The sequence below is a fragment of the Natrinema sp. CRL1 genome (genome assembly GCF_059162405.1).
Window position 1 is genome coordinate 907520 of sequence record NZ_JBLVOY010000001.1, and the last position, 19022, is coordinate 926541.

19 protein-coding genes are annotated in these 19022 nt (G+C 65.9%); 6 read left to right on the top strand and 13 right to left on the bottom strand.

Annotated features, from left to right (window positions below):
- The first annotated feature begins 18 nt into the window (after positions 1–18).
- Complete coding sequence (locus ACJYUO_RS04730; RefSeq protein WP_494344241.1) at positions 19–720, top strand: hypothetical protein; 702 nt, start codon at positions 19–21, stop codon at positions 718–720.
- Between the two features lie 25 nt (positions 721–745).
- Here the strand turns inward: ACJYUO_RS04730 and ACJYUO_RS04735 are convergent, their stop codons facing one another.
- From ACJYUO_RS04735 to cyaB, 5 genes are all read right to left on the bottom strand, one after another.
- A complete protein-coding gene (locus tag ACJYUO_RS04735) occupies positions 746–1411 on the bottom strand; it encodes a DUF5804 family protein (RefSeq protein ID WP_494344242.1) in 666 nt (221 codons plus the stop codon).
- Positions 1412–1697: 286 nt separating this feature from the next.
- Positions 1698–2876, bottom strand: a complete 1179-nt coding sequence (locus ACJYUO_RS04740) for a tRNA sulfurtransferase (RefSeq protein WP_494344243.1) — start codon at positions 2874–2876, stop codon at positions 1698–1700.
- 75 nt (positions 2877–2951) lie between these two features.
- Positions 2952–4211 (bottom strand): MFS transporter, encoded by a 1260-nt coding sequence (locus ACJYUO_RS04745; RefSeq protein ID WP_494344244.1) that lies wholly within the window; start codon positions 4209–4211, stop codon positions 2952–2954.
- Positions 4212–4380: 169 nt separating this feature from the next.
- Positions 4381–5586, bottom strand: coding sequence for a methionine adenosyltransferase (locus tag ACJYUO_RS04750; protein ID WP_494344245.1), 1206 nt, complete (start codon positions 5584–5586; stop codon positions 4381–4383).
- Between the two features lie 85 nt (positions 5587–5671).
- A complete protein-coding gene (gene cyaB / locus ACJYUO_RS04755) occupies positions 5672–6214 on the bottom strand; it encodes a class IV adenylate cyclase (protein WP_494344246.1) in 543 nt (180 codons plus the stop codon).
- A gap of 88 nt (positions 6215–6302) precedes the next feature.
- On the opposite strand from cyaB, the gene ACJYUO_RS04760 reads away from it, so the two are divergent.
- Positions 6303–7268 carry an FKBP-type peptidyl-prolyl cis-trans isomerase gene (locus ACJYUO_RS04760; RefSeq protein ID WP_494344247.1) on the top strand — a complete coding sequence of 322 codons (966 nt, stop codon included), beginning with the start codon at positions 6303–6305 and terminating at the stop codon, positions 7266–7268.
- 202 nt (positions 7269–7470) lie between these two features.
- Here the strand turns inward: ACJYUO_RS04760 and ACJYUO_RS04765 are convergent, their stop codons facing one another.
- Positions 7471–8097, bottom strand: coding sequence for an RAD55 family ATPase (locus ACJYUO_RS04765; protein ID WP_494344248.1), 627 nt, complete (start codon positions 8095–8097; stop codon positions 7471–7473).
- 169 nt (positions 8098–8266) lie between these two features.
- Between ACJYUO_RS04765 and pyrB the strand changes: the two genes are divergently transcribed.
- The 4 genes from pyrB to ACJYUO_RS04785 all read left to right on the top strand — a co-directional run bounded on the left by pyrB (position 8267) and on the right by ACJYUO_RS04785 (position 12309).
- On the top strand, positions 8267–9211 hold the full coding sequence (pyrB, locus tag ACJYUO_RS04770) for an aspartate carbamoyltransferase (RefSeq protein WP_494344249.1): 945 nt from the start codon (positions 8267–8269) through the stop codon (positions 9209–9211).
- Positions 9204–9692 carry an aspartate carbamoyltransferase regulatory subunit gene (gene pyrI / locus ACJYUO_RS04775; RefSeq protein ID WP_494344250.1) on the top strand — a complete coding sequence of 163 codons (489 nt, stop codon included), beginning with the start codon at positions 9204–9206 and terminating at the stop codon, positions 9690–9692. Before pyrB ends, pyrI begins: the two co-directional genes overlap by 8 nt.
- Before the next feature lie 252 nt (positions 9693–9944).
- Positions 9945–10790 (top strand): hypothetical protein, encoded by an 846-nt coding sequence (locus ACJYUO_RS04780; protein ID WP_494344251.1) that lies wholly within the window; start codon positions 9945–9947, stop codon positions 10788–10790.
- 271 nt (positions 10791–11061) lie between these two features.
- Positions 11062–12309 carry a hypothetical protein gene (locus ACJYUO_RS04785; RefSeq protein WP_494344252.1) on the top strand — a complete coding sequence of 416 codons (1248 nt, stop codon included), beginning with the start codon at positions 11062–11064 and terminating at the stop codon, positions 12307–12309.
- A gap of 167 nt (positions 12310–12476) precedes the next feature.
- Here ACJYUO_RS04785 and ACJYUO_RS04790 read toward each other — a convergent pair whose 3' ends face one another.
- From ACJYUO_RS04790 to ACJYUO_RS04820, 7 genes are all read right to left on the bottom strand, one after another.
- Positions 12477–13238, bottom strand: coding sequence for a DUF8593 domain-containing protein (locus ACJYUO_RS04790; protein ID WP_494344253.1), 762 nt, complete (start codon positions 13236–13238; stop codon positions 12477–12479).
- Between the two features lie 111 nt (positions 13239–13349).
- The gene (locus ACJYUO_RS04795) at positions 13350–14114 is read right to left on the bottom strand and encodes an enoyl-CoA hydratase/isomerase family protein (RefSeq protein ID WP_494344254.1); all 765 of its coding nucleotides are present in this window, start codon (positions 14112–14114) and stop codon (positions 13350–13352) included.
- Between the two features lie 184 nt (positions 14115–14298).
- A complete protein-coding gene (locus tag ACJYUO_RS04800; protein WP_494344255.1) occupies positions 14299–14967 on the bottom strand; it encodes a helix-turn-helix domain-containing protein in 669 nt (222 codons plus the stop codon).
- Positions 14968–15101: 134 nt separating this feature from the next.
- Positions 15102–16001: an ABC transporter permease gene (locus tag ACJYUO_RS04805; protein WP_494344256.1), complete on the bottom strand. Its 900-nt coding sequence runs from the start codon at positions 15999–16001 to the stop codon at positions 15102–15104.
- Positions 15998–16960, bottom strand: coding sequence for an extracellular solute-binding protein (locus tag ACJYUO_RS04810; RefSeq protein WP_494344257.1), 963 nt, complete (start codon positions 16958–16960; stop codon positions 15998–16000). Before ACJYUO_RS04810 ends, ACJYUO_RS04805 begins: the two co-directional genes overlap by 4 nt.
- 133 nt (positions 16961–17093) lie before the next feature.
- Entirely contained in the window at positions 17094–17645 is a 552-nt protein-coding gene (mobB, locus tag ACJYUO_RS04815; RefSeq protein WP_494344258.1) for a molybdopterin-guanine dinucleotide biosynthesis protein B, read from the bottom strand.
- Positions 17646–17744: 99 nt separating this feature from the next.
- Entirely contained in the window at positions 17745–19022 is a 1278-nt protein-coding gene (locus ACJYUO_RS04820) for a P-loop NTPase (RefSeq protein WP_494344259.1), read from the bottom strand.

Here is a 19022-nt window from a genome sequence, read left to right on the forward strand (position 1 = left end):
GCCGTACATTCAGATCCGATGACATGCCCCTCCAGACGAGCGGTATTAGGCGGAACGGCCTCGGTAATCGCGCTTTCGGCCGGCTGTCTCAGCGGCGATGCGGACGAAGGGTCGCCCAGCGACGACGGAACCGGCGATCCCGAGGACGACGGCGACGGCGAAAGCGACGACCTCCCCGACGCGCTGGCCAGTTACGAAACCCAGGCCTTCCAGACCCCGGACCGGACGACGTCGCCGAGCGCAGAGTTGCTCCAAGATCGCGACGCGGTCGACGACTGGCTCGCCGTACAAGAGTCCCCGCCCGAGTCGCTGACCGACTTCGTCGAAGAGACCGACTTCGAGGTGTCGGTGCTGGCCAAACTCGAGGCCGGCGCGCCGACCCCGTGTTACGAGATGGCTCTCGACTCGATCGACATCGACGAGAGCGAGGAAAACGACGACGCGCTCGCGCTCAGGGCGACGGTTCAGGAGACGGCCGACGAGACGGAAGCCTGTGCCACACAGGAGACGACCGTCGGCCGACTCGTCCGGGCGACGTTCGAGTCCGAGCCGCTGTCGAAGCTCTCGGTCAGTATCACGGACCGGCACGGACAGGCCCACGGGATCGCGGTGGCAAGCGAGAGCGTGTCCGAAAGCACGAGCGAGAGCGACGGCGGAACCGACAACGAGAGCACGAGCGAAACGAACGGTTCTACGGATAGCGACTCGGACAGCGAGTAACGCGGCCGACAGCTCGAGCGGCGAGTTACGGTGCGTATTCCGCCTCAGTCAGCCGGACGACGAGCGTGTCCTCGACATCTCGGAGATCGTACTCCGGGATTTCGCCGTCGGTCCGGCGGACGTACAGCGGCTCGACGAGGCGATACGTCGGCTCGGCGACGCCCGGCCGGTCGGACTCCTTGGAGCCGTCACCGGCTGCGGCCGTCCCACCGTCGACCCCGCCTTCGGAGTCGGCAGCCGCGTTCGGGCCGGACTCAGCGTCCGGGCCGGTGTCAGCGTCCGGGCCGGTGTCAGCGTCCGGACTCGAGTCGGCGGCCCCGTCCCCGGCGTCGTCAGCTGACTCGGCTTTCGGCTCGGCTCGCTCGAGGCCGTAGATCTTGCAGAATTCGGCCGTCGCTGCGGGTTCGATGTCGCCGTTTCGGAGCGCTTCGGCCAGCGGCCGCGAGAGCCACTCGTCGTCGCTAATGCTCGGCTCCTGGACGAGCGCCTCGTCGACGAATCGGGTCAGATACCAGTTGAGGTCGTTCAGCAGTGAGACGGCAGCGCCGACGCTGACCGTGTCGAGGGCGAGCGAGTTCTCGAACGGCCGCGCCAAGTCGTACGTCGCCAGCGCTTCGCGAGCCGTCTCGCGGGAGAGCAGTTCGTACTGGAGGTTGGTCCCGGCCTCGCCGATGAGACAGACGCGGGTCACTATCGTGTGGTGGGAGCGACGGTGTAATGTCGGTTTCGGCTTCTAGCTGAGTTTCTCGGGAGCTGCCACGTTCGACGCGTGAACCCCTCTGCAACGACAGCGATGATGAAAGCCCCTGCTCCGTTCGACTCGAGGGGCTCGCTGTGCGCTTCGCGGTTCACTGCGTTCACCGCTCCAGTGCTTGCATCGCCCGTCTTCGCCGAACGGAGCAGCCCCTTTCAGTCCCACCCGGCAGTGGCTAGCTGCGTCGGCTACGAGCAGACGGGAAAACGGTGAGTCACAGTGGTTAGGGCTCAATCAGTTCCGCCCGCGTTGCGGCTTCTTCGGCCCGCTCGAGCAGGTCGTCCGGCTCAGCCTCGAGCAGCGGTTTTAGTCGGGCGTTGGTTTCCACTTGATCGGGCGTGACGCGGTTGCAGCCGGCGTCCATCGTCGAGTCGGTGTAGGTCCCGATCTCGCGGGCTTGCGCGACGATGTACTGTTTGTCTCGAGTCAATAGCGGGCGGTGGATCGGGAGCCGGGTCGCGCGGCTGGTGACGCCGAGGTTCCGGATCGTCTGGCTCGACTTCTGGCCGGCGGCCTCGCCGGTGACGATGCCGTTGGCGTCGACGCGTTCGGCAAGCGATTCGGCGGCGCGGTAGAAAAAGCGCCGGAGCGAGAGCATACGACCCTGCTCCATCTCGTCGACCAGCAGGTCGACTGTCTCGCCGCCCGGAATCCGGTAGACCTGCATGTCGTGGTTCGGCGCGTACTCCGAGAGGAGTCGGACCGTCTCCATCGCGCGGGCCTCGTGGTCGATCCCGCCGTAGTCGCCGAGGTCGACGTAGGCCGGGACGACCGGGCTGCCGCGTTTCATCATCTCGTAGGCCGCGACCGGCGAGTCGATGCCGCCGCTGACCAGGGCGATGACCGGTTCCTGGGAACCGAGCGGGAGCCCGCCCGGTCCCTCGCGCTGCTCGAGGTAGACGAAAGCGATGTCCTCGCGGACTTCGACGCCGAAGGTCAGGTCGGGATCGTCGAGGTCGACTTCGGGCTCGAACTCGTCCTCGACGGTCTCCCAAATCGCGGTCCCGGCCTCGCGGGCCAGGTCCTCGCTGTCGTAGGGCAGGCTCTTGTCCGAGCGGCGGGCGTCGACCGCGAACGTCCCGCCGTCGTAGTGCTCGCGGGCGGTCTCCTCGAGCACCTCGAGGATCCGCGCCTTTTCGGTGCTGACAGTCAGGGCGGGGCTGGCGGAGACGACGCCGAAGGTGTCCGCTGCGGCCGCGGTCGCGTCCTCGACGGCGTCCGTGTCAGTGTGGACCAGCGGCCGGTTCCACCGGCGCTCGACCTCGCCGGGGATCGACCGCTCCGCGAGGAGGGCCTCGAGGTTCTCGGCGAGGAGCCCCTCCATGTACCGCTTGACGGTGTTGCTCTTGGTGTTGAGGTCCCCGTGACGGATGAGGACCGTCTCGGCTCCCGGCGGGTGCATGGACTGTGATAGATGGCCGCGGCTATAAGGGGGTTACGAGGACGGGATCGGGCTCGAGCCACGACGGAGCGGGGCTCAGACGACGGATTCCTCGACCGTCGGGCTCAGACTTCCCGTGTAGCTGTAGATGCCGGCGATGAGAACGACGCCGGCCACCAACGGAACGATCGCGCTGAGGGCGTACAGTACGTCGAAGCCGACCGCGTTGGCGAACGGCAACGAGATCAGCGGCCCGAGGCCGCCGCCCACGTCGCCGAAGATGTTGTTCGTCCCCATCGCTCTGCCCATGCGATCCTCGGGCGTGAGGTCCGCGAGCAGGGCCGTCAGGGGACCGCCGACGCCGCCCTGTCCCGCGCCGATCAGGCCACAAGCGAGGACGACGGCACCGAAAGAGGGCGCGACCGTGAGGACGACGAACCCGGCACAGCTGGTCGCGAGGAAAGCGAGGAGCACGGGCATGCGAGCCCCGACGGCGTCGCTGATCTTCCCGCCGGAGACCGTAAAGACCGCGCCGGAGAGGGCTGACACCGCCATCAACAGTCCGGACGTTCCCTGTTCCCCGTAGTCGATACCGTAGCCCGCAAAGTCCAGCGAGAGGGTGAGCGTTTCGACCTCGAGGTATAGGACGAGCGTCGAGAAGAGCACGCCGATGTACGCGAAATAGAGCCCGAAGTTGACCAGTCCGACGGTGAGCGCGGGCAGGGTGATCTCGAGGTCCCACGGTTTGATCGATGAGTCCGCGGACTCGACGTGGGTTTCGGGGACGATGAAAAAGGCGATGACGCTCGCGAGGGCAGCGAAGGAGGCCGCGAGCACGAACGCGGTCACGTTCCCACGCAGTTCGCTGACGATTCCGCCGAGCACCATGCCGGCGGGGAAACCGAAGGTGATTCCGGCACGGACGATGCCCATGCTCGTCCCCCGCGTGGCGGCCTCGCTGACGTCGGCGGTGATCGTATAAGCCGTCGCGAACACGAGCGAACTCCCGATTCCCCACATGACCCGCGCGAGGATGAACCAAACCTCCGGCATCGCGGACTCGATCGCGATCACGTAGCCGAAGGTCGCGAGCCCCTCGATCGCCAACCCGGCGACGAACGGTTTTCGGGTGCCGATTCGGTCGACCAATACGCCGGCCGGCCCGTTCGCGACCAGCCGTGTCCAGCGGTTCGCAGAGAGGATAACGCCGACCAGAAAGGCCGAGATTCCCAACACTTCGCCGAGGTTCGGCAGGATCGGAAAGACGACGCCGCCGCCGAAGCCGACGAAGAAGGTGCTCGCGACGACGGCGTAGACGACGGGACGGGCGGTCGATTCCGAACTCGAGTCTGCCATTAGCGGCCTCCGTATTTCGATTCGGAACCCGGTACGCCGGGCCCGTTCTTGAGTATTCGGGCAGCACACTCGCCGTGCCGGTTTCGGGTACTAACTCGCGGTAACGGACTAGACCAAGGCCGGTGCTCGAGCCGGGAACGTGAGACAACGTGTACGGAAAACCCGCGGCTCAGAACGTCGACAGCTCGCCCTCGATCACGCTACGCGTGATCCCGGTCACGTCGGCGAGTTCGCGGTCGACGATCGCTTCGACGTCGCCTTCGACATCCGAGACCGCGACGCCCTCGTCGGTGACGACCTGCACGTCGGCGACGTGGGGCTGGTCGATCGGCCGGCCGATCTGACTCAGGAGTCGCACGCGCAGGTCGCGGATGCCGTCGACTTCGCTCACGACGCTCTCGGCGATTTCCGTCGAGAGCAGGTTGTAGATCTTTCCGATGTGGTTGACCGGATTCTTCCCGCTCGTCGCTTCCATCGACATCGAGCGGTTGGGCGTGATGAGCCCGTTCGCGCGGTTGCCGCGGCCGACGGACCCGTCGTCACCCTGCTCGGCGGAGGTGCCGGTGACGGTGAGATAGATCGAGCCCTCGTCGTAGTCGTCAGCCGTGTTGACGTGGACATCGACCGCGCGGTCGGTGTGTTCGCGTGCGACGCCGTCGACGAACTCGCGGACATCCTCGACGGCCGCGATGTAGTCGTCGAGATCGGCGATGTAGTCGTCGACCATCGCCGCCGCGACGGTAACGTCGATCTCGTCGCCCTCGCGCTTGCCCATGATCTTCACGTCCGGCCCAAGTTCGGGGTTTTCGTCGGCATACTCGCCGTTCAGCCGGTGCTCGGCCTCGAGGACGATCTGTTCGGTCTCGGTCAGGGGCGCGTGGCCGACACCGAAGCTGGTGTCGTTTGCCATCGGAACGGATACTTCGTCCTCGCCGAAGACCTCCTGAAGATCCCCGCTGCCCTCACCGAGTTTCACGTCGACGACGATGTCCTCGCCGACGGTGAGCTGGGGGATGTACTCTTCGAGGTACTCGCGGGCGGCCCGCAGCGCGATGGTTTCGGCGGGGATGGTCTGGCCCTCGTAGTGTTTGGTCGCGCGGCCGACGATCAGCAGATAGATGGGATCGATGACTTCGCCGCCGCCGAAGGCGGGGGCGGCCTCGCCCGCCACGAGTTGGGTCTCGTCGGTGTTGAAGTGCAGTACCTCGCCGACGCGATCCAAGTACTCGCGTGCGAGCGCTCCCGCGACGCTCTCGGCGATCCCGTCGCAGATGGAGTCGGGATGTCCGATCCCTTTTCGCTCGACGATTTCGACCTCTTGGTCCTCAACGGCTTGTCGATCGATAGACTCGATCCGGATGTTCCGCTCGCTCATTGCCGGGACTTGACGGAGCGGAGTCGTATAACTTGCGGAAACAGATACGGGTCAGAAAATACCCCTGAGTTATGCGCTCGCCCGCTCAGGACTCGAGCAGCAACCCGAGATACGAGGTTCGGAGCTGGTCGGCCGGGTCGAGGTCCAATCGCTCGAGGACGTCGTAGGCACCCTCGCGAGCCGCCTCGAGTTTGGCTTCGCTTTCGACCTCGGTCTCGACCTCGACGTACTCGCCGACATCCTCGACCGAATCGAGGGTGACGGTGTAGCCATCGAGCGAGAACCGCTCGCGCTCCTTGCGGACCGTCGCGGCGGGCTCGAAGCCGAGGTTCGTCAGGATCGCGTCGGTCTTCTCGTGGTTCGCGACGCTCGTCTCGACCTCCTCGCGGGTCTTCGACTCGTCGTCGACGAGCGGCCCCTTGTAGGTGACCCGCGTCTCCGCGGCGGCGTCTTCGGGGCGCTCCGAGCGGATCCGCAGGGCTTCGTCGGTCTCGGCGAACTCCCGATGGGGCGCGTCGTAGTAGGTGTCGACCTGGACGACCGCGCCCTCGGGCGTCGCCTCGAGAGCCCCGAGACGGTCCCGAACGACCGTGAGATCGGCGGGGACCTTCACTTCGACCTCGTACATGGGCGGGTGGACGGACGGGGGTCGTAAGTATCGGTCGCTCTCGCTCGAAAACGCGGTACTTAAATGTAGACGGCCGGACGTACCACGTATGACCGAGGAACAAGAGGCCGAGCTCGAGGAGCAGGCCGATGACGTCGATGAAGAAGTAAGCGAGGACGCAGCCGACGAAGCCGAGGGGCTTCAGGAAGGCGATTTCGTCGAACTCGAATACACGGCGTACACCACCGAAGACGAGCAACTCGTCGACACGACCGACCCGGAGGTCGCCGAGGAAGAGGGCGTCGACGATCAGGGCCAGGAGTTCAAGCCGCGAACGATCGTTCTCGGTGAGGGCCACATCTTCGAGGGCGTCGAGGAGGCCATCATCGGCTCCGAACCCGGCGATTCCGGCACCGTGACGATCGCTGCCGAGGACGCCTTCGGCGAGTACGACCCGGACGACGTCCAGACCGTCAGCGCCGAGAAGATCGACGAGGACGACCGTTACCCCGGTGCAAACGTCCAGATCGAGGGCGAGCAGGGCTACATCAGCACGATCATCGGCGGCCGTGCCCGCGTCGACTTCAATCACCCGCTGGCCGGCGAGGATGTCGAGTACGAGTACACCGTCGCCGACGAGGTCGACGACCGCGAGCAGCAGGCCGCCGGCCTCTTCGAGATGTACCTCGGGATGGAGCCCGAACTCTGGATCGAGACGGACGAGGTCGAGGAAGAGGTCCCCGTCGAACCCGACGAGGACGACGAGGACGCAGAGCCCGAGTTCGAGACCGAAACCGTCGAGAAGGAGACGCTCTACCTCGAGGCCACGCCCCAGATGACCATGAACCAGCAGTGGATGATGGGCAAACAGCAGATCGGCCAAGACATCATCGAGAAGGTCGGCGTCGACCGCGTCATCGTCCAGGAAGTCATCGACGGCATGGGTGGCATGGGCATGGGCGGTATGATGGGCGGCATGGGCGGTATGGGCGGCGGCGACATCGAGGAGGCCCTCGAGGACGCCGATGTCGATGCCGACGAAATCGTCGACGAACTCGAAGGCGCAGAAGAGTAACGCAACCCGTCGTCACCGGTCTCCGTCGACCGGAACCTACGCAGATCGACTTTTTCGCCCGCGAGGCCGACACGCCGAGCGACCGCGATGGTCGGCTCAAGGAGCGGGCAGGGCGAGACCGGCATCCGAGACCCGGAGCGGCCGATTCAAATAGTGGCTATTCCTCGACGGCAATCGGTTTGCGATCGCCGCCGGCTGTAACTCACGCGATGTCGCGGCTCGTGTCGATCGCAACCTCCTCAGTGAGCTCGAGTTTGATGGCGTCGGTCGGCTGGCTCCCGCCGCGGAACTTCGGGATCGTCATGTGGTTCTCGAGTTCGGTGCCGGCGATTTCGGTCCGCAGATCGAAGACAGCGTCGGCGGCGTGGTAGGTCCGAGACCGGTTTTCGGGTTCGTCGTCGGCTTTCAGACAGTGGAGGACGGCGAGGCTGCCAGTCTCGAGCATCTTCGTTTTGAGTTCGTTGAGGAAGGCGACGTACGCGTCCGTGTCGGCCCGCTCGAGGACGTCCATCGTGTCGATAATGAGGTTGGCCCCGTCGGGGAGCGCGCCGATGAGTCGAGTCGCCTCCTCGAGGGGGTCGTCACCTATGACGTGTCTGACAGTTGGACTGCCGACCGAAGAGGGAGAGGTCTCGATGGCGTGGCGCACGGCGTCGTCGGAGCGTTCCGTCGAGAGGTACAGCGTTCCGCGTGCGGCCGTGAGTTCGTACAAGAGAAGTTCGGACTGACTGGCCGGCTCGGCGGTGTACGCGACGATACACCCCGGTGGAAGCCCGCCGTCGAGTTTCCGATCGAGCACGTCGATTCCCGTCTCTAGCCGACCGACCATACAATTATGGTCAATAGCTGTAGTGTCTGTATAACTCTTTGCCTTATGTTCACGAACACTGGTACCATGGCCCGTTGGGGCCGGCCACGGATCGGTTCGGTTTCGGTCCGCAACCCGGGCGTCACCGAATGGAGAGATTCAAGGGGCACGCCACAGCCTACACGAACGAATGCGCCACGATCACCTCATCACGAGCAAACAACTCTCTCGGGAGGACATCGAGACCATCCTCGACCACGCGGCCGAGATCGACGCCGATCCGTCGTCCGTCACCGGACGGCACGCGGAAACGCTGCTGGGTCTGCTCTTTTTCGAGCCGAGCACGCGGACGAAGATGAGCTTCGAAACCGCCATGAAGCGCCTCGGCGGCGATGTCGTCGACATGGGCCCGGTCGACTCCTCGAGCGTGAAGAAGGGGGAAACGCTCGCCGACACCGTCCGGGTCATCGAGGGCTACGCCGACGCGCTCGTCGTGCGCCATCCAAAGCAGGGCGCGGCGACGATGGCCAGCGAGTTCGTCGACGTCCCGCTGCTGAACGCGGGCGACGGGGCGGGTCATCACCCGACTCAGACGATGCTCGATCTCTACACGATCCGGGAAAACGCCGGACTGGACGATCTAACGATCGGCATCATGGGCGACCTGAAGTACGGCCGGACCGTCCACTCGCTGGCCTACGCGCTGACGAACTTCGACACCCGCCAGCACTTCATCAGTCCGGAGAGCCTGCAGTTGCCCCGCGAGGTCGTCTACGACCTCCACCAGCAACAGGACGGCGCGGGGATTCGCGAACACGACTCTCTCGAGGAGATCCTGCCCTCGCTCGATGTACTCTATGTCACCCGGATCCAGCGCGAGCGGTTCCCCGACGAGAACGAGTACCAGAAGATCGCCGGCGAGTACCAGATCGACGCCGACACGCTCGCAGCCGCGAGCGACGATCTGACAGTGATGCACCCGCTGCCTCGCGTCGACGAGATCGCGCCAGAGATCGACGAGACCGATCACGCGGCCTACTTCGAACAGGCACACAACGGCGTCCCGGTCCGGATGGCACTGCTCGACCTCCTGTTGAGCGACGACAAGGGAATCTGGGGTGAGACCGATGAGTGACGAACACGACCACCACGACGGCGACGCCGACCACGAACTGCGCGTCAGCAAGATCCGTGATGGTACCGTCATCGATCACGTCCGCGGCGGGCAGGCGCTGAACGTCCTCGCGATTCTGGGCATCGACGGCACCAACGGCGAGGAGGTCTCGGTCGGGATGAACGTCCCCTCCAACCGGTTCGCGCGCAAAGACATCGTCAAGGTCGAGGGCCGCGAGCTCAGCCAGGACGAGGTCGACGTCCTCTCGCTAATCGCGCCGGACGCGACGATCAACATCGTTCGGAACTACGATGTCGTCGAGAAACACCGCGTCGAACGCCCCGAAATCGTCGAAAGCGTGCTCTCCTGTCCCAACGCCGGCTGTATCACGACCGGTGACGAGCCCGTGACCTCTCGGTTTTCGGTCCTCGAGGACGGCGTTCGCTGCTCGTACTGCGAGACGATCGTCCGCGACGAGATCGCGTCGCTGATCGATACCTGAGTCGGGCGACCGCGGCGCTCGTGGGAGGTCTTTCACGGTCAGAAGACCATCCAGAATAGCTAAGTGTTTGCCGACGCATTCTCTACTCGTACATGTCACGTACCGTCAAGATCGTACTCGCCCTGTTCGTCATCGCCGTCCTCTATAAAGTCGCCTTCGGCGGCTCGTCGGATGTCGAAGTCGACTTCGAACCGGCCGAAGAGTAGCGCTCGATTCCGAATCGCTTAGGGGGACGGCGGCGTACACTGAGCTATGTACGGCGTCGTCACCCGTAACGCCGAAGAAGTACGGTGGCCGGAGTTCGATCGCGGCTTCTACGAGGTCAAAGACGTGACCGGCAGGTCCGCCGAACCGATCGAAGACGGGGTAAATATGGTCTCCTGTTTCGGCGACAACGCCGCCGCCGACGCCGACCCGTCGCTGCTCCCCGTCGACGACATGGGGCGGCCGGCCGACCGCGAGCGGTCGTACTTCGACTGGGCCTATATCTGTCCCTCTCGACAGGACTATCGAGAGGGGCTCTTCGAGATCATCGACGACTGCGTCGCCGCAAACGAGGACGTCCGCCTCGACGATATCGGCTTTCCCCGCGCGGAGTACTGCCGCTGTGGCGTCTGTGAGCGTGACTTCGAGCAGAGCGAGTACGACGACCGCATGGAGTGGCGAGCCAGCGTCATCACCGAGTTCGTCGCGGAAGCCACCGATCGCATCCCCGGAACGGTCTACATGACCCTTTACCCCGATCCCTACCCCGGCCACCTCTACGAGCGCGCCGGGATCGATCTCGAGGCCATCGAGCAGTACGTCGACGAGTTCGTCGTGCCGCTGTACGATACGGCCTACGGGACAACCTACTGGCTCGAGACGATCGCGAAGGGCTTCGAGAGCGCACTCGAGACGCCGTTCGATATCGAACTGTACGCGGTCAACGTCGACGTCGACAACCTGATCCACGCGGTCGAGGTCGCCGAAGAGTACGGCAACGGGGTCTTCTTCGGCTACGAGGCGAGCAACGGGCGCGCGGCGTTGCGCCGGATGCAAGCCGACGAGCGCGACGGCGTAACACACGGCAAACCGGACTCCGACTCGGACGGGTAACCGCGAGCCGCCGACCGAGACGGTCGATTCTCAGTTCTTGCCAATCGTCCCTAAGCGGGTATTATGCCCTGTGGCGGCGGTCCCATCCCCGATTACTCGGCGACAGCGCGGTCGTCTCGCCGAGCCGCGGCCGCCGCTTGCGGCCGCCGGTTACCGGTGATTGGGCTCGAGTCCCGACTGCAACTGACGGCGGCCTTTATTTGCGTCTCGGTCGCCCTCAGTCGTGACCGAGGATCGAGCGACCCCGGCTGTAGATCCTCAGGTGATACATATGAGAGACCGACAGACCCAACAGTCCACCGAGACGGACACGGAGCGAATGGCGGAATCGACGATGAACCAGAGCCAGCAGGCCATAGAGCAACTGATCGACCTCCAGCGCAACATGGCCCGCATGACCTTGAGCGCACTCGAGTGGCAGGAAACCGCCCAGCGACAGGGCCTCGAGATGACGAAATCGATGCTCGAGAGCGCGCCGGGCCCGCAGTTTACGGAGTCGATGGTCGAGAGCTATCTCCAAGGGGTCGAGGCCGTCATGCCGGAGATGGAGCAGGTGATGGAACGGGGGATGCAGGCCGCTACACAGCCCCAGCTGAACCAGATGGAGCAGATGGGGAGTCAGATGCAGGGGATGGGCAGCCAGCAGATGAGAAGTCAGCAACGCAGCGGACACCAACTGAGCGAGCAGGGACCGCAAACGCAGCCGACGAACACACAGCCACAATCACAGCCGACGAACACACAGCCACAACCGCAGATGCAGTCGCACGAACAGATGGGCGGCCAGCAGGGACAGGGCGGCCAGTCCCAGACCCAACTCCCCCAACAGCCTCGAGAGGTCCACCAAACCGGCGAGTGGGTCTCACCGGACGAATACGGCGGCGAGTCAGCCGGTGCGACCGGCACCGAGCAACAGCCGATGACCGCCGCGCCCGCTCACTCTCGAGGGGACGAGGCCCAGCAGTTCGGACAACAGCCCCAACAGGGCGGCCGCCAGCCTCAATACGGCGGTTCCGACCGACCGCAGCAGGGTTCCCAGCGACCGTCTCGCGGCCAATTCGAGCAGGGCCACCAGCAGGGACGCCGGACTCGATCGCAGGGAGCACAGCCACAGTCCGAATCGCAACGGGGCTCGAGTCAACAGAGCGCCCCGTCCCGAAGCGGCGACCGGTCGCAGCGCGGCCGGGAGTACGACCAGCCGACGGATCGAAACCAGGCTACGCCGGGCCAAACGGGTCAGGGTCGGCTGCGCGATCAGTACTCACAGCGGATCGATACGGACCGACAGGAAGGGAGTGAGCCGAACCGATCGGCCATGCGGGACACCCAACGACGCGGCCAGCAGTCGTCCGCACAGGGCACCCAGCGCCACGACTCCGAGGGGACCGACCGCGACCGGAATCGCGGCGAGACGGGTCCACCCGAACGGCGCGCCATGGAGGAAACGGATATCACGTCCGAGCAGCCCCAGTCGAACGAGAGCAGCCGTAGCGATGAGGACCGCCCGAATCAGGAGTAATCGCCGTCCCGTCTCGGCGGACTGACGCGACGTCGTCCGCGCCGCCCCGCCGCTCGAGGCGATCGCTGGGAGCGGGCGCAGTCGGTCGACTGCGCCATCACAGAAACAAAATCAGATTCCGACTCGGAGCCGCAGGAGTTCGGCTCGAGAGGCACTGAGAACCGGGGTTATCGAGTGTTGCTTCCGGTGCGGGTATCGTCGTCATCGTCGCTCAGCAGCCCATCGTCGTCGTCATCATCGTCACCGAGGAGGCCATCATCGTCGTTGGTGTCGTGCCTGTCGTCGTTATCGTCACCGATGAGGCTGTCGTCGTTATCGTCACCGATGAGGCTGTCGTCGTCGTTCGCCCCGCGCCTGTCGTTGTCGTCGTCACCGATGAGACTGTCGTCGTCATCACCGATTAGCCCATCATCGTCGTCGGTGCCGCGTCTGTCGTCGTTGTCATCGCCGATCAAGCCATCATCGTTGTCGTCACCGATGAGACCGTCGTCGTCATCGTCGCGGATAACGCCCTCGTCGTCGGTGCCGCTGATATCGTCCTCGTCCCGATCGATTCCCCGATCGGTGCCCGTTCCGGTGCCGCCGGCTCCGGTCGTTCCGGTGTCAGTCATCCCGGTGTCGGTTCCTGTGTCCGTCATTCCGGTTTCTGCGCCTGTACTGCCGCCGGTCGCTCCGGTCCCGCTCCCGGAGAGATCGCCCTCGAGGTGGACCTCGTCGTCGGTCACGCGACCGACCGCTTCGTCCTGAAGCGGATAGGTGTCTTCGCTCCCGCCGCCCCAGCCGAGTGCCGCCTTGATCGTGTCCGTGATGCCCGGATCCGGTTCGACGTGTGCTGTACCCTGCTGGACGTCGGCGACCATTCCGACCTCGTCACCGTCGGCGTTGACGACGTGCTTGCCGATGTCGTCGTCGGTAAACTGTGGGGACATTGCAGTCTAACTAACGGTATATTCCCGCAAGGCGGTGGTGCTTGCTGGTGCTTGCGGACGTGTTTTCCAGTTGATGAATGGGGCTGTACATCGTTTCAGTGGCTACTATAGCTACTCGAAGTCCGGGTCGCGATCCTCGAGGAACGCGGCGACGCCTTCCTCGTGGGTCTCGGACGTGCGGGCCTGGGCTTGGAGCAGGTTCTCGTAATCGAGCGCGTCGTCCCACGAACGGCTCATGTTCTCGTGCATCGCTTGCTTCATCATTCCGATCGTCGCCGTCGGCCCGTTTGCGAGCCCCGCGACGGTCTCGGCGACCTGATCGTCGAGTTCGTCGGCCGGAACCGCTTCGTTGACCAGATCGAGGTCGGCCGCGCGCTCGGCGTCGAAGAACTCGCCGGTAAAGGCCAGTCGCTTTGCGGCCCGCAGCCCGACGATGTGGGGCAGCATGACGGTCCCGCCGGTGTCGGGGATCAACCCGACCCTGACGAACGCACAGGAAAACGTCGCGTCCTCGGCGGCGAACGCGAGATCCGCGAGCGCGACGATCGAGAGCCCCGCGCCGATAGCGTCGCCGTTTACCTTCGCGACGATCGGCACCGGACACTCGAGCATCGCTTCGACGACGCGGCCGAAGGTCTCGGTGACTTCCTCGTAGGCCGCCTGCGAGGACTCCGGGGTTTCGGCCAGCGACTCGAGGTCGCCGCCGGCGCTGAACGCCGTTCCCTCGCCGGTGATGACGATCGCGTCGTACTCCTCGGGCGTCGCGGCTTCGATCGCGTCGGCGAGTTCGTCGGCCGTCTCGGTCGTGAGCGCGTTGCGTGCGTCGGGTCGATCGAACCGCAGTCGCAACACGCCGTCGTCGGTATCGATCTGCATGCCCGAATCGACGGGGCCCCGGCTCTTAACGGTCGGCGGTCCGCGAGTCACACGGCATCGGAGCCCGTTTGCTGGCTCGAGCGATCGTCAGCCGGGACGGCGGTTCGACTCGCAGTCGATCGGGCGGTCGCTGAAAAGCATCGAGTCTGGCCGGTTGGTCGGGCGTCGGCTACTCGGCCGTGAGTTAGTTCGTCGCGATTGGCGGCGCGGCAGTGTCCTCTTCGGTCACATTGAGTTCGGACGTGACGAGCGCGCGGTAGGCTCGGCGCAGGCGTTCGGAGAGCGCCTGGTGGGAGATACCGAGTTCCTCGGAGAGTTCCTGCATCGAGACCTCGCGGGGGATTTCGAAGTAGCCGTGATCGATCGCCGCGACCAGCGTCTCGTACTGGCGGGTCGTCAGGCCACACTGGGAGTGACTCTCCTCGGCCAGATCGAACAGTCGGACGATAGTCGGCGGCACGTCGTTGTTATCGAGGCGGTCATACAGTGAACTCACGCTCTCGCGGTCGACCACGCGCACACTGAGCAGCCACGTGCCGTTCGAGGCCGAGGCACTCAGGACCGTCCCCCCCTCCTCGAGGATGATCTCGAAGGGGTCGACGGTGTCCGGCTCGAACTCGATGTCGTAGAGCCAGCGGTCCTCGTCGCTGCTGATCTGGGAGTACGCACCGATCGCGCCGGCCTCGTCGAGGGCGTCCTCGATCTCCGATTGGGACGGCCCCGACAGCCAGAGTCCGTGGCCGCTCGAGGCGATTACGCGCTCCATTTCACACGCGAGAGAGGGAACGGCCTCGAACAGCTCGCCGGTTCCGGTTCCGTCGGCCGGGATCTCGATGTCTGCGATGGATGTCATGAGTCTCATCTATGGGTATGGCGACGACATCCATAACCCCACTTCCAAAGCACTTAGAAGCGGTTTGAGCGAATTACACGCGTTCTGATCGGTTCGATTGGTGGAAACAGCGACAGCGTCGCGGACGCGACGAGTTAGTGTCGGCGGGGCGTCCCGACCAGCAATTGGACGGCGAGGACGACGATCGCGGCGACGGCGAGCAGAGTGAGCGCGATCGGGACGATCGCGTCGATTCCGCGGGCGATAAACGAGACCCGGATCTGGGTGGGCATGGTCCGCGGGGTGTACGCGACCATCATCGTCGCGCCGAACTCGCCGAGCGCCCGGACGAACGTCAGTACGACCCCGGCCGCGATGGCGTTGCGCGCGAGCGGCAGCGATACCAGCCGAATCGTCCGGAGCCGTCCGTACCCCATCGTCCGTGCGGCCTCCTCGAGCCGCGGATCGACACCGTCGAAGCCTGCGCGGGCGGTGACGACGAGAAACGGCGCGGCGACGAACGTCTGTGCGAGGACTACGCCGGCGCGGCTGTCGGTCAGCGGCATCCCGAGCGCGGCGGCGGCCGCGCCGACGGGCGTGTACCGGCCGACGACGGTCAACAGCATCACGCCGCCCACGATCGGCGGAACCACGAGCGGCAGCAAGACGACGGCTTCGACCAGCCGCTTCCCGCGGAACGACCCCCGCGAGAGGACGTAGGCCAGCGGAACGCCGAAGACGGTCGCGATAGCCGTCGAAACCGGTGCCGTCACCAGTGAGGTTCGAATCGCGTCCTGAATCGTCGGATCCGCCAGCCCGCCGAGAACGTCGATCGTTCGCATTCGAGATAGAAAGACCGCGACGGGGACGACGAAATAGGCGAGCAACACCGCGCCGAGCAGCGCCGGCACGGCGAGCCCGCTCGAGAGTCGCTCGAGACCCGCGTCGAACCGGGGCGCGTCCGCGGTCGGCTCCGGCGACTCGCCGTCGCCGTCACAATCGCGGACGTGGCTCTGATTTCGGTCCCGATTCAGCCCCCGATCCGTTCGGCTCACGGGTCGATCCCCTCCGGCGGCTCACCGTGGAATCGAGGGAAGGAGTCGTCCACGCGAAGCCCGTGATCGGCGAGCAGGTCGCCGTTCTCGAGGAGGAACGAAACGAACTCCCGGCCCGCGTCCGGGTCGTCCGCGTCGGTTCGGACCGTCGCGTTGTAGACGACCGGCGACCCCTCGACCGTCTGGCCGTCGGCGGTGGTGTAACTCGCCGTCGCGTACTGGTCCGCGAGGGCGGGATCGCCGAAGTTGTAAGCGTCGTCGAGTTCGCGGACGGCGACATCGCGCTCGGCGGCCATGTTGCCGTAGGCGACCGCGCAGGCTCGCGTGCCGTTCTCGAGGCCGGCGAGCAGTTGCGGCTCGTCGGCGACGCGGGTGACTCGGTCGGCCATCGCGTCGCGAAAGCCCTCGAGGCCGTGTTCGCGCTCGGCGAGCTCGAAGAGCATGAGAGCCCGGTAGCCGAGCGGATCGAGGTCCGGATCGCTGATCGCGATCGCGCCCTCCTCGGCGTCGGCGAAGACGTCGTACCACGGCTCGCCGTCCGCGAGCCGCGCGCCCGGCTCCGTCTCCGGCGCGGAGGCGATCACGAGTTCGTTGGCGGCGAACTCGACGTCCCAGTCCGCCTGCGCGGGATAGAGTCGCTCCCGCAGGAGATCGACATCGGCTCCGATCACGACGTCGGGATGTTTCGTCCCGTCTACGATCAGCCGCAACAGGGCGTTCGTCCCGTAGTACTCGCCTTCGTATCCCAGCCCCGATTCGGACTCGAAGGCCGGCCCGACGCCGTCCTCGAGCGCGACGGCGAGACTGCCCGCGGCGAGGACGCGAACGCTGGCGGTGCCGCCGAGACAACCCGCCGTACCGACGAGCCCCGCCGTCAGTCCGCCCGCCGCGGTGAGCGCGTTCCGCCGGCTCCAGCAGGACGGTCCGGCGCGGTCGTCGCGACCGTCGGGACTGTGCATACGTCCCGTTCGACCCCCTGCATAAATACAACTGGTTTTGGTTCCTATATTGTGAGAAGATAACCGAATTCGGTTACGTACTGCTGACGATTCCGTCCGCAACCGGCCGTCGAACCGCGACCTACTCGGCCGGCTACTCCGCGTCGTCGTCCGGCTTTCCGGTTTCCCGATCATCGATCGCGAGCCCCTCGAGCGAGCGGATCGTCTCGGCCAGTTCGTCGATCGGGTCGTCGCCGCAGCCGACGACGGGCCCGCCCACCGCTGCGGGCTCTCGATCGCCCACGAGGATCGTCGGCAGCGGCGACTCGGCGAACCCCTCCACGAGCACGGTACCGTAACCCCGTCTTGCGAGTCGCTCGAGGGTGCTCGCCAGCGCCCGAATCTCGGGGTCGTCGGACTCGAAGCGGGGCTCGATCGCGGACACAGGCGGATTTCGCTTTCCGCGCGTCGTGATGTCGAAGGTGGCGGTCGGCGTGATGCCGACGACGGTTTCGGCACCGGCGGTCCGGTGGCGATGGGTATCGGTTCCCGGCGTATCGATCTCGATGTCGTGGTGGATCGACTTGACGGTCGCGACGCGACCGTCCGCGGCGAGTCGGTCTACGAGGCTCTCGACGAGCGACGTTTTCCCGGCGTCGCTCGGGCCGGCCAGACAGACGACCCGCAGCCTCGAGTCCTGAGACATGTGTTTCGATCACCGTCATACCGACAAGATCCGTTCGACCGACCGATGGTGCGGCCGGGGACGATCCCGCGAGGCGGCCGCTCGACGGCCGACTTGGCGCTATCGCTCGACGACCATCACCCACTCGTCGGGGGCCTGCCGACGAACCGCGTACTCCGCGAACGCGTCGCCGGGCGGCCCCTCGCGGCCGACGGCCGTCACGAGTTCGGCCGCGAGCGGGGACGGATCGTGGTCGTTGATCAGGTAGAACGCCTCGCCGGGCTCGGTCGCGCGGAACTCCTCGGTCGCCTGCTCGTGGCGGATCGACTTCGGGAGCCCGCGCAGGTCGAGCGCGTGGTCGGGCACCGAGAGGTCGCCGACGTCTTCCAGTCGCTCGAGGACGGTATCGGCCAGCGCCGCGGTCTCCTCCGGCACCTCCGTGCCGAAGTCCCGAACCCGCTCGTCGAAGGGGAGTTCGCACAGCACCGGCTGATCGAGTTCGGCCTCGATGTCTGCCTCGGGGAAGAGGTCGTGTTCGCGACCGCACTCGCAGGTGAAGCCGCGCATGTTGACGACCGTGCCCAGCAGCGGAACGCCGTTTTCCTCGAACAGGGTGGCGCTGCGGGCCGTATCGCTGACGCTCGTGGGATGTGGCGTACTGACCAGCACCGCGCCGTCGATCGGCAGCGACTGCAGCGCCGTCAGGACGATGTCGCCGGTCCCCGGCGGCAGGTCGATGACGAGCGCGTCGAGATCGCCCCACGCGGTGTCCTCGAAGAGTTCGCTGACGGCCTCGTGGGCCATCGCGCCGCGCCACGCCAGCGGCTCGTCGTTCGCGATGAGCCCGACGCTTATCGCCGTGAGGTCGCCGTCATCGATCGGTTCGGCGTCGCCCTCGGCGTTGGCCGAGACTGGCCCCTCGAGATCCAGCAGTTCGGGCACGTTCGGCCCGTAGAGGTCGGCGTCGAAGAGGCCGACCTCGCGGTCGGGGTCGGCCGCCAGCGCTCGAGCGAGCTGCGTCGAGACCGTCGTCTTGCCGACGCCGCCCTTGGCGCTGGCGACCGCGATCACGGTGTCGACGCCCGCCGCGCCGTCGATATCCTCGGCCGCGGCGTCTGCGGGTGTCTCGCCCTCGACCGTCGCACGCTCGACGCCGGGGGTGGCGAGGGCCTTTCGCCGGAGCGTCTCGGTGACATCTTCGGCGGTCGGCTCGTCGAAGCCAACGAGATCGGCGGCGATTCGGACGGTCCGATCATCGACCGACACGTCCGCTACCAGGCCGGACTCGAGGACACTTCCGCCGAGATCCGGGTCCTCGACGGACCGCAGGCCGGCGCGAACGCGGTCGGCGAGGTCGTCGGTCGGTACCTCCTCGGGGACGATATCGTGTTTTGCCAT